Annotated in this window: 10 protein-coding genes and 1 pseudogene; 4 read left to right on the top strand and 7 right to left on the bottom strand. The window is 39.1% G+C overall.

The features are described 5' to 3' along the window. Positions 1-254 precede the first annotated feature (254 nt). A pseudogene (locus KTH84_RS14320) lies at positions 255-825 on the bottom strand (TetR/AcrR family transcriptional regulator). An 88-nt stretch (positions 826-913) separates the two neighbouring features. Between KTH84_RS14320 and KTH84_RS14315 the strand changes: the two are divergent. Next, positions 914-2128 carry an oxygenase MpaB family protein gene (locus tag KTH84_RS14315; RefSeq protein ID WP_262473740.1) on the top strand — a complete coding sequence of 405 codons (1215 nt, stop codon included), beginning with the start codon at positions 914-916 and terminating at the stop codon, positions 2126-2128. Positions 2129-2195: 67 nt separating this feature from the next. On the opposite strand, the gene KTH84_RS14310 is transcribed toward KTH84_RS14315, so the two are convergent. From KTH84_RS14310 to def, 4 genes are all read right to left on the bottom strand, one after another. Next, positions 2196-2402 (bottom strand): hypothetical protein, encoded by a 207-nt coding sequence (locus KTH84_RS14310; protein WP_003655499.1) that lies wholly within the window; start codon positions 2400-2402, stop codon positions 2196-2198. 55 nt (positions 2403-2457) lie between these two features. Continuing rightward, entirely contained in the window at positions 2458-4572 is a 2115-nt protein-coding gene (locus KTH84_RS14305; RefSeq protein ID WP_262473737.1) for a TonB-dependent copper receptor, read from the bottom strand. Positions 4573-4645: 73 nt separating this feature from the next. Further along, a complete protein-coding gene (locus KTH84_RS14300) occupies positions 4646-5071 on the bottom strand; it encodes a DUF2946 family protein (protein ID WP_262473736.1) in 426 nt (141 codons plus the stop codon). A 43-nt stretch (positions 5072-5114) separates the two neighbouring features. Next, complete coding sequence (def, locus tag KTH84_RS14295) at positions 5115-5645, bottom strand: peptide deformylase (protein ID WP_004795267.1); 531 nt, start codon at positions 5643-5645, stop codon at positions 5115-5117. Positions 5646-5767: 122 nt separating this feature from the next. Here def and KTH84_RS14290 point away from each other — a divergent pair, with 122 nt between their 5' ends. The 3 genes from KTH84_RS14290 to KTH84_RS14280 are packed head-to-tail and all read left to right on the top strand — an operon-like array spanning position 5768 to position 8694. After that, a complete protein-coding gene (locus KTH84_RS14290) occupies positions 5768-6922 on the top strand; it encodes a LysM peptidoglycan-binding domain-containing protein (protein ID WP_262473734.1) in 1155 nt (384 codons plus the stop codon). A gap of 20 nt (positions 6923-6942) precedes the next feature. Next, entirely contained in the window at positions 6943-8073 is a 1131-nt protein-coding gene (gene dprA, locus KTH84_RS14285; protein ID WP_262473732.1) for a DNA-processing protein DprA, read from the top strand. Positions 8074-8124: 51 nt separating this feature from the next. Continuing rightward, entirely contained in the window at positions 8125-8694 is a 570-nt protein-coding gene (locus tag KTH84_RS14280; protein WP_262473729.1) for an L-threonylcarbamoyladenylate synthase, read from the top strand. A 390-nt stretch (positions 8695-9084) separates the two neighbouring features. Here the strand turns inward: KTH84_RS14280 and KTH84_RS14275 are convergent, their stop codons facing one another. Both KTH84_RS14275 and KTH84_RS14270 read right to left on the bottom strand, forming a co-directional pair. Beyond that, positions 9085-10005 (bottom strand): DMT family transporter, encoded by a 921-nt coding sequence (locus tag KTH84_RS14275; protein ID WP_133975855.1) that lies wholly within the window; start codon positions 10003-10005, stop codon positions 9085-9087. Between the two features lie 111 nt (positions 10006-10116). Next, on the bottom strand, positions 10117-10770 hold the full coding sequence (locus tag KTH84_RS14270; protein ID WP_202743622.1) for a TetR/AcrR family transcriptional regulator: 654 nt from the start codon (positions 10768-10770) through the stop codon (positions 10117-10119). Between the last annotated feature and the right edge of the window lie 84 nt (positions 10771-10854).

The raw sequence follows: 10854 nt of genomic DNA, 5'->3' as shown, positions 1-10854 counted from the left end.
TATTTCCAAAACCAACTTCTTATCAAATCTATCACTTAAAGCAATCTACTCAATTCCAAGTAACTGTTTTTCAACAATTTTCTATCTGCATCACCGCCGATGGATGTGCATTATAGACCATCTAATTACGTTGGCAAGCGAAAATTTAAAACTTATGACTTGAGCGTTCATTTTTAAAACAACTACCATATTAACCAATTGTTTTATATCAATAATTATTTTAATTATTTATTTTTGACTTAAATAAGCCAGTATCATGCTCGATAATTCTTGTTTAAGTTGTTGTTCTGAGATAAGAAAATTGTTCTGACTAACATATCTCATCATTGTAAAAAGCGTACTATTGATGATTACAAAGGATTTATGCTTCACCTGTTCGAAGTCCCATTGATGGGGATTTCTACTAAATGTATATAGTCCAACTTCAAAAAAATGTTTTTCTAAAATCTGAGCAGCTTGCGAATGACTATAGTCATGCCAATGCTTCAGTACCTCTATAAAAAAACCATGATCGGCTTTTAATGCAGCAAATCCTAGTTCAATTGCTAAGGGGATAAGGATATCCAAAGGAATATTTCCTTGCTGCATAACTAATTCTTTGAGTTGCTGCCCCAATAGTTCGCTTTTACGGCGCAACAGTTCTTCTATGATTTGATCTTTATTCTCAAAGTATTGGTAAATTGAACCCACACTTACTCCAGATCTCTCTGCAATTTTAGGAGTCGTGGTATGGAGCAATCCATACTGGGCAATACAATGTTGTGTCGCCTCTAAAATATGGTCAACAATAATTTTTGAACGCTGTTGCTGGGGGGCTTTTCTCATCGGTTTTTTATTCTTTAAATGCGAATTGAATGCGAATAATTATTCATATTAGCCTATTTATTATTCAGCTCAATAAGTAAGTGACAATATGCAAACAAGTAGCCCTACTCGACTTGCCACGTTTAATGAAATGCAAGACAGTAATTTCTTTACTCAGTTTTTAAATGTCTGTTGCGAAAAACCAGCACAGCCAAACTATACGGAATATGTGTCTTTACAACGTGCTCTTTATGAAGGGGACGTTGAAATGGATAAGGTGATTGATTGGGTTATGCAAAATCCCAAAGATCACCGCATGATTTTTGAGAAGATATTATTTCAAGGCCGCAATGACTTATCTGAGCCAATACCTACTGAGTTAGAAAATTTCTTTAATTACATTGAACAAAAGCCTGAATGGTTAGACCAACACCAAATTGATGAGGCTGTTAAATTTACGCATCGTTTAGGAATTAATAATGGTTTTATTCTTAGAGATTTATCATTAATGGCGGGATATTTATACCCGGGGTTTAATCAGCCTCTCATTTTAACGGGTGCATTGAAGAAACAGGCGGGTACTCGTTTAGCAGAAACTACAAAATGGTGGGTTGATATTACTGAACCTGAAGGGCTTACTCATTTAAGCGCAGGTTTTACCTCAACCATTTATGTTCGCTTTATTCATGCACTCGTTCGCCGACAATTGAAAAAGTCTGAACGGTGGGATAGTGAAGTTTGGGGAATTCCTCTTAATCAGTTTGATTTAGCAATGACCAATTTAGCGTTTAGCAGTGTGGTTTTGCTCGGTATTCGAGCTTTAGGAATATGGCCGACAAAACAGGAAACTAAGAGTTTTTTGCATTTTTGGCGTTATGTTGGCTGGCTGATGGGTATTGATGAAAAATGGCTTATTCAATCTGAAACTGAAGGCTGGCGATTACTTTACTGGATGCAATTTGCTCACCCTCGCTCCGATCACAGCAGTATTGAATTAGGGTCGAGTTTATCTAAAGAACCTTTTGAGAGAAAATATCTGCATTTACGCTCTTTGCAGCAGAAGCTTGCTTATCGACAACATTTAGAACTTACTCAATTTTTTATTGGTAAGAAAAGAATGAGATTACTCGGATTACCTCAACAATCTGCTTCGTGGTTTGCTTATTATCTGATTTTGCGTAATTCATTACTTTATAGTGGTGCAAAGCTTTCACCAAAAGTTGAAAATTTTTTATCCAAATCAGGGCGTAATATACAAAAACTTGGTCTAAGTCTTTATCAAAATCAAGGTAAAGCAAAAACCTTGGCGAGTATGCATCAATAATTTTCCAAGCCTAAAAATAAAGAATGGAAGTCTGGATATCAGACTTCCATTCTTAAATGTTAGGAACTTATTGAGGCGATGAACTATGCATTTCAGCGTGATTCATTTGCTCGTGTGACTCCACCATCTGCTTCTTTTTTTGACTTGGCATGTAGTCAGGCTCATTGTTAATCGCCAAGTAAAAAATAATCATAAATAATAAACTCAAGATAGAAGCCACAATAAGTAACTTCCATCCCCACCACGATTGTTCAGGCGATAATTTATTTGTCATTTCCTTTCTCTCATTCAATTAATATTTTCAATTCATATAATTAAGTTAAAACGTATTAAAACTTCATGCTCATACGAACCCAGTAGTTTCTTCCGATATTGTTAAACTGCTCTTCACTCGCAAATCCAAAGCCTGCACTACCCGCTTTGTTTAAGTGTTCGGTATAGGTTTTATCTAATACGTTGTCGATGCCGACAGATACATCAATATCCTTACGAAGGTTGTAACTTCCGTTTAAAGAAAGAGTTGAAAAACCTTTGCTTGATTTTAGATCATATCCCACGATGTTACCTTGATGTAGACTCACGCGGTTTTGCTCAGCAACAGCTCGCCACAAGAGACCTAAATTATATTTATCAGCCACATAACGAATATTTAGTCGACCTTCTAAAGGTGAAATTTGAGGCAAAGGTTTGTCATCTGTGGTGTTTTTACCCCATGCATACATCGCACTCAAATCTGCCTGAATATGGTCGGTAAATTGATAGCCAATACCTGCTTCTGCACCTGCAATGGTTGCATCGACATTTTTGGCACCCGCAGTAATATCATGGCTCATATCATGCTCACCCATTCCAGTACTTGGGTGATGGTGATAACTCATTAAAATGTAGTCATCTACTAAACCTGCATAAGCAGAAGCCCATGTATTTAAAGCGCCATGTTGTTGCTGAAAGCCCAAATCCAACTGTAGTGTTTTCTCAGGATTTACACCATTAAAGGTATTGGTCGAGCCAGCATTACCATGTTTAGGCGAAAAAAGTTCCCAATAATCAGGCATACGTTCTACATAGCCTAAACCGATATAGCTTTTTAGGTCATGCTCAGGATGTTGATTTTCCCAGCGGACAAATGCACTTGGTAAAGTCTTTTCAAGTTTAGTATTAAAGCCTTTTGCTTGAGAATCTGCGCGCTCATCTTCAACTGTTACTCGATCTAAACGCACACCTGTAACCAGTTTATTGAGATCGTTCCATTGATAACCGAGTTCACCAAAAGCACCAAAAGATTGAAAGCGCATATCTTGACGATATGGAATATTCATAGAAGGCATCGTTGGCGATGACATACTACCGCCATGTTTATTAAATTGAGAATCTATACCTGTGATCAGGCTCCATTGATTCCATTCAGAGGTCATGGCCAAACGGGAGTTTAGTGTACGGCGCGTCACTTGCATTGCCATTGGATTCGGCATTAGCATAGTCATACCATCATGTGTCATTTCAGCTAGTGGCGGCGTACGCAAGCTAAAATTATCCATAATATGGTCGTTATAGCTATAGTTCACCTGCCCTTCTATTTTCTTAATGACATCAGTAATGTTTTTCTTTTCAAAACGCAGCCCTAAGCTTTCACGCGCAAACTGAGAACCATCCATTGAACGTCCAGCATAAAGCGATTCACCATCAGATTTTTCACCAGTGAGTTCGACCCATGTGTTTTCATCTGGAGTGAAGCCAAGTGCTACATCAGCATTCCACTTTTTCCATGCTGAAGGCACGGTATTGTCGTCACCATCTTGATAACTATTGGACTCAGAACGATTGGCATTTAAACGGATATATTTTTTCTCATCACCAATTGCCGCTTCAACATTATGGTCAATACGCCCATATGAACCTAACAAGACACTCGCTTGCCCACGATAAGGTTTCTCTGTGGTGAGCTTTTCAGGCTGACGTTCAAAAAGGACTGTTGCAGCTGAACCCGTATTGGCATATTGAACTGTTTGTGGACCTTTAATGACAGAAATACGGTCATAACTTTCTGGTGAGATATAAGAAGTTGGGGCATCCATACGGTTTGGGCATGCGCCTAAATTTTCAGTCCCGTCAGTTAGAATTTTGATGCGTGAGCCAAACATACCTCGGAATGTTACATCGCCATTTGTTCCACCGCTTTGTATTGAGTTAAAACCCATAATACTTTGCAGGTAGTCTGCGCCATCTGTAGCAGGTACTGGCTGAATCGGTTGCTTTGGATCTGCATGTACGATTAGACCGTTTGCATCGTTACCTTGCTGTGCTGTAACAACGATAGGCGCTAATGAATGAAGTGTTTTGGTATCGACATCATTTTTTTGGGAATCAGCAAAAACTAGACCCGAATGAGAGACAGCAAACATCGCAACCCATAAAGGTTGTAATAAGAATTTAGACTGTGACATTTTTTATACGCTCTAAAACATAAATAAAGTGATATTGAAGTCAATCAAGACCCCAACAAAAAATTGCTTTTATTTATGCAAATAGAGGCGGTGCACGCCCTTGCGGGAGTAGGAAAAGTCGCTGTAGCGTAAAATAAACATGTTTGAATGCTTGTTGATAGGCGACTAAGCGAACTTGTATGCGAACTAAAACTTCTTTTACGCCGAATTCAGGCGGTAAAACCAGATTGGCATAGACGGTACAATATTGACATTGATGGTTTGCATCATGATGGTCATGGTGTTCAGGTACTTGAGACTGGTCGATATGATGTTCATGATGCGAATGCATGGTATGTGACATGGCTTCCGTCTGTGCTTTGGGTTTCAGCAAAGCACGGGTAATAGTTTCACAGACCGGAGCAATTTGATATTGCTTCGGTAATAGCGGCTGTAGAAATACCGCAACCTGTAAAAATACCGCTGCACATGCAAGCAGTAAACCACTACGAAAAACCAAAAATCACATCCACACTATATTAATATTTGAAGAATAGAAATTTTTAACGTTTTACTGCAACTTTTTCACGCTCACGTTGACGAACAACTTTTTCGACTTTTTCTCGCGCACGCTGACGTTTAAGTGGCGACAAATAATCCACAAATAATTTGCCATTTAAGTGATCCATTTCATGTTGGATACAAACAGCGAGAAGTCCATCAGCTTCTATCTCAAATGCTTGACCTTCAAGGTTAATTGCCTCAATTTTCACACGTGACGGGCGCTCAACTTTGTCGTATATTTGTGGCACCGATAGGCAGCCTTCTTCGTACTGCTGCTTATCTTCTGTCAGCGGAGTAATTTTGGGGTTAATAAAAACCAAAGGTTCATCTTTAGCTTCAGATAAATCTATAACGATTAACTGAATATGACGATCTACCTGTGAAGCTGCTAAACCAATACCTGGTGCGGCATACATGGTTTCAAGCATATCTGCTGCAAGTTGACGAATTTCATCAGTAACTTCTTCAACAGGCTTAGCAATGGTACGAAGACGGGGATCAGGAAAACTTAAAATAGGTAATAAGGCCATACTGACGTCCTCACTTATGCCATTGATTGAAAAACCAAATGAAGGAAATACTTCATCGAAAAATTGTGTGTAAGCCGCTCATTATAACGCATCTGCACACATAATTTTTAGGAATTATCATAATGAAAAAGGTTTTTAACGGCATGGTTGAATTTCATGCTTTGGGGATAAAAAAGCATTTACTTGCTTTCGCACTTGTTACAGGGGTTGCAATAGGTACAGTAGCAGAGGTTCATGCTGCTAGTCCGAACCATAATCCACCCTCTCTTAAAAGCAATGCGCCACATGTTTACGTTGTAAAACGAGGAGATACCTTATGGGATATTTCAGCTCATTTCTTAAGTAAACCTTGGCGTTGGCCAGAAATCTGGGCAAGTAACCAGCATGTCAAAAATCCACACTGGATTTATCCGGGTGATCGATTATTGTTATGCAGTTTAGCTGGTCGACCATTGATAGGAAAAGATGAGGGCGATGGTTGTGTCGGCATTATTCGTCGCTACACAGGTAAAGTGACAAACTTACAACCTCAAGTTCGTGTGGAGTCGCTCAACGACAACGTGCCTGTTATTCCGCTTGAACATATCAAACAGTGGTTAGAACACAGCACAATTTTACCAACTGATGCAATTGAACATACCCCTTATGTAGTGGGAACTGCCGATCAGTGCGTACTTGCGGCAAAAGGCCAAACCATTTATGCGCGAGGACAAGGTTTAATTGATGGTCAACGTTATGCAGTTTACCGTGAAGGCGAACCTTACTATTTCACAGACAGTAAAGGTAAAAAGCACAGCCTAGGTATTGAACTGCAACAAGTTGCCTCTGGGATTGCTATCTCTTCTGAAAAGGATATAACAACGCTTGAGTTAACTGATAGCTACAATTCTGAAGTACGCCGTGGCGATCGGATTATGCCAGAAGAAGATGCAACATTGCCTACCCTGTTTTATCCAGTGGATGCCAAACAAGTTACAGAGGGCGGTAAGATCATTCGTGTCATGGGCTCAATTGGTACCGCTACCAAAAATAGTGTAGTGACTTTAGACCGAGGTACAGCTCAAGGCGTTCAGGTGGGACAAGTTTTTGATATTACCCAAAAAGGTGAAACCATTCGAGACCCTAAAACCAAAGAACCAATACAGTTACCTGGACAACAAATCGGTAGCCTTATGGTATTTAGAACATTTGACCAGCTTAGCTATGCTTATATCTTAGAAAGTGACTTACCTATTAAAGTAGGTTCAAGCATTCAGCCACCTCGTCTTAACGATTAACGCTGGATATACACTTTACAATGCTTACTCAACTTTCTTCACACCATTACCACACCCTTAAAGTGTGGTATTTGGTGCAGCACTCTTTGGTCAGTTTTAAAAAAATTGTCGATTATTTTGGTACTTGTGAAAAGGCCACTCAACCTACCGGACTCGCCCAATGGCGCAATCTCGGGTTACATGCCAACCATTTAAAACGTGTAGACGAATTTCAAACTGCTCAGGGTCAAGCTCAGTTTGAAAAACTGGTTCAGCAGATCCATCAATATACTGACTTTATCTTAACCTCAGATGACTCTGGCTATCCTACGCAATTGCTACCTTACACAGACCATCCGCCCATCATTTTTGGGAAAGGCCAAGCTCAAGCTTTGTTGCAACCACAAATTGCTATTGTGGGTAGTCGAAAACCAAGTCCTCATGGCCGTCAAGTTGCTTATGATTTTGCGTATTACTTAAGTGAAAAAGGATTTTATGTAAGTAGTGGCTTGGCATATGGCATTGATGAGGCTGCCCATCAAGGAGCCTCAGCTCATCAAAGGACTATTGCTATAACAGGAACAGGTTTAGATAGTACCTACCCTGCTCAAAATAAAAAACTTGCAGAGCAGATCTTGGATCAAAACGGCGCCATCATTACTGAGTTTTTGCCCGGTACGCCGCCTTTACAACAGCATTTCCCTCGTAGAAACCGAATTGTCAGTGGTCTAAGTTTAGGCGTGTTAGTGGTAGAAGCGACTTTAAAAAGTGGCTCACTGATTACTGCCAACAAAGCTGCCGAGCAAGGTAAAACGGTATTTGCTATTCCCGGTCATATTTATAGTGAGTTTCATCAAGGGTGCCATCAGCTCATTCGTGAGGGGGCTATTTTAGTCGATCATCCTGAACAGATTATTGAAGATTTAGCCCTTCCTACCCAATGGCAAAGCCAACAGCAAAACCAAAGTGAGCTAGTTGTTTCTTCTGCACCAGAAATTCCGAAACATTTAATTAATCTTTATCAATCTTTAGACTGGGTCGGCCAAAATATTGACCAGCTTGTTTTGCACCATTCACAGCCTGTTGCAGAACTCACCTCTTCACTCATGGAACTAGAACTACTGGGTTTATGTATGCAACAATCTGGACTGTATTTACGTTGTCGTTCTTAATAGTGGAGCGCACAATAGCAATTCTGTCTGATTGAAAGGAAGAGTATTACCATGATTACCACCTCAGTTACCGAAGCAGCCGAAAGTTTACGTCAAGGTGAAGTCCTAGCGTATCCAACTGAGGCCGTTTGGGGGCTAGGTTGCGACCCTTTTAATGAACAAGCCTTTCAAAAAATTCTCGAACTTAAACAGAGGCCGATTGAAAAAGGTGTGATTTTGCTAGCAGGTCATATTAGCCAAGTTGAGCACCTATTAACCTCTTTACCAAAAACAACCCAACAAGAAATTATTGATTGTTGGACGAATCACCAACCGTCAGAAAGAGCCACAACTTGGCTCTTGCCTGCTGGCGAAAATGTTCCTTTATGGATTAAAGGTGAACATCCTCTTGTGGCTGTTCGAGTCACCACACATCCTTTGTGTGTGGCGTTATGCAATGCTTTTCATGGTTTTATTGTCTCGACTAGTGCCAACCCAAGTGGGCAAGAACCTGCTCATTCACTACAAGATGCCTGCCAATACTTTGGTTCACAATTAAACTATCTCAATGGTGACTTAGGCCAAAGTCAGCAGCCAAGTAGAATTATTAATGCGCTTACTGGAGAGATTATCCGCGCCTAATTTCAGACAAAAAAAAGCTCAGTTATATAGGGATAACTGAGCATAAAAAAGGATGGGTATATACCGCATCCAGAGGGTTTGGATATCTCTGCAACGAAAGATAATCTGCTAAAAAGAGCATCTTTCGTAGTGGTCGCTATTATGGGGTAAGCCATCAAATGAGAGAAATATATAATTTCTCTAAAAAAAGCATGAAAAGTGTAGGGAATTTACGGCTTTTCGTTTATAAATTAAAATTATATTAATATTTTTACTCGAATTTTTTAATATTTATATTTCAATCTGTTTTTATAAACTATTTATAAATCATATAGAAAAGCTTTAACTGATAGAAAAATGGCATATTTTGATCAATTTTTTTCAAAATATGCCATAGTTTTTTCACTGACTTTAGTTTTGCTCTTGTATGAGTTCACTCTTTTTAGCACTGGCCTTCTTTTGAGCCATAACAATACCTATTAAAATTATTACACCACCTAGTGTGTGATAAATGGTCCACTGCTCAGACAACCAAACACTTGCAATAATTGCTGTAAACACGGGAACTAAATTCATAAAAATACTGGTCCTATTCGGGCCTAATTGCTGAACAGCCAACATCCAAACTAAAGGCGCAATGAGTGAAGCAAATACTCCTGCATAAATAGCACTCGGAGCATTTTGTGCATTTAAAGCATCCAGTCCGAACCAGAAAATCAAAGGAAGGTGAAATATTACAGAAAAACCAATCTGAACATATAAGCTCGTCATGATTGGAAGTGGCAACTGCCATTTTTTAAGAAAAACCCCATAAAATGCATAAAAGAACACAGCAATAATCATTAATGCATCACCAAGATGTCCACCAGAACTTAATAAGTGGCCAATATCTCCTTGGGACATGACATAGAGCAAACCTGCAAAAGACAAAATACTGCCAAAAACTGCAAAGCGATTAGGCACATCTTTCAAAATGCCAAGAGAGACAAAGATCGTAAAGATCGGGATAAATGCATTTACAATTCCCATATTTGTGGCGCTCGTATAATGGGCAGCCGTATAAGCAAGTCCTTGATAAAGCACCATTCCAAATGCACTCAAAATTGCAAGCTTAGGCAGATATGGTTTTATTAGATGTCGCTGTTTCCAAACGGGTAACAACATAAATGGGGTTAAAATAATAAATGCGATTAACCATCGGTAAAAACTGATACTTACCGGAGAGATATAATCTGAGACATAGCGGGTGACTACAATATTTAAAGACCAAATCAGTACTGCCAAAATGGGAAATATAAATGCCCATTTGTGATATTTCATGACCTGACTCATAGTAATACACCATCTACAAAAGAGATTTTATTTTGAAGAATGTCTTAATAAATTGAAATATCGTATTTCCGACATTGATATTGAAGTTAGGACATCATCCTTTTCTAGAATCTAAAATAATGTCCAAGTTTTCATGGCATGTTCCACAACTTTGTGTAATTGCTCATTACTCGCCCCATCTCTTGCCTGAATCGTTAACCCTTGGATGACTGTTGCATAAAAGTCTGTCATTTCCTGTAACGGCGCATTTGGAGACAAATCACCCTGCTCTACGCCTTGTTGAAGGCGTTTGAATAATTTGTCTTTGGTCTTTATTCGTTTATCGAGAAGGTTCTGTTGCACATCCTGAGTAGCATCAGAACAATTCATAGCAGCAACAACGAGCATACAACCAGCAGGCTTATTTGGCTGAACAAGTCGTTTGACGTTATCGTATAGATAAAGTTCAAAAGCGATTTTTGCTGTTTTTGCTTCTAAAAAGATGGTTTCAATAGGGCATGCTTCATGAGCTAAATAGTAATCAATACTTTGATAGAACAGCCCCGCTTTATCTCCAAACGCACTGTATAAGCTTGGTGCTGTAATTTCCAAAGCCTGTGTTAAATCACTGATCGATGTTGCTTCATAGCCATGCTCCCAAAAGAGCAACATTGCTTTTTGCAAAACCTGTTGCTCATCAAAGCATTTAGGACGTCCACGCTTTTTTTTCAGCGTGTCCTCAGTAGCAACCAAATTCGTTTCATGCTTATTTGTCATAAAGATCACATCTATTTTTATAACAATCGTTATTAAATTAATTGACGTTCGATTTTTTATCAACTATTTTATTTTCATAATGATCGTTAGTTA

The sequence above is a fragment of the Acinetobacter sp. WU_MDCI_Abxb74 genome, from assembly GCF_025513915.1.
GTDB classification, from domain to species: Bacteria; Pseudomonadota; Gammaproteobacteria; order Pseudomonadales; family Moraxellaceae; genus Acinetobacter; species Acinetobacter calcoaceticus_C.
This window is presented reverse-complemented; position numbering and strand designations above follow the sequence as displayed.